This window comes from Neisseria sp. P0021.S005, assembly GCF_051956955.1.
This window is the reverse complement of the sequence record NZ_JBQCWY010000935.1, coordinates 1-476: the sequence shown is the minus strand read 5'-3', so window position 1 is coordinate 476 and position 476 is coordinate 1. Positions and strand designations below refer to the sequence as shown.

Genomic DNA, 476 nt, shown 5'->3' with positions numbered 1-476 from the left:
TCCGTGCAGCTTGCGGTGTGCGCCCCGGCGTATTGGTAGTAGGTGCCAGCGTATTGTCTCAACTCAAGCGCAATAAGGCTCTCCTCGCCTCTCTGTCCGCCAATGATCGTAAATCTCTGTTGACTGTCGAGCAGTTGAAAAACCTGCTGGAACTGGATGACATCATTGTCGGTCAGGCTGTTTCATCTGTTGCAACCGGTAAACCCACCAAAGATGTTTGGGGTAAATTTGCCAGCCTGATTGTTCGACCAGATTTGGTTTCAGACGGTAATGACGAAGGCGAACCTGCATTCGGCTATACCTTCCGCCGCCGTGGTATGCCTGTGGTCGACCGTTATGAAGAAGTTGGCGGCAAAGTCGAATATGCCCGTTATACCGATATCCGCAAAGCGGCTGTGGTGGGTAGTGCGTGCGGTTTCTTGTTTGAAAACGCAGTAGATTAATTGGCAAGGCCGTCTGAAACGAAAGTAGTAACC

Annotated in this window: 1 pseudogene; it reads left to right on the top strand. The window is 51.1% G+C overall.

Annotation, left to right across the window (positions count from 1 at the left end):
- Window positions 1-443 (top strand): annotated as a pseudogene (locus ACTHUE_RS20235) (hypothetical protein); the annotation flags it as partial.
- Window positions 444-476: the final 33 nt, after the last annotated feature.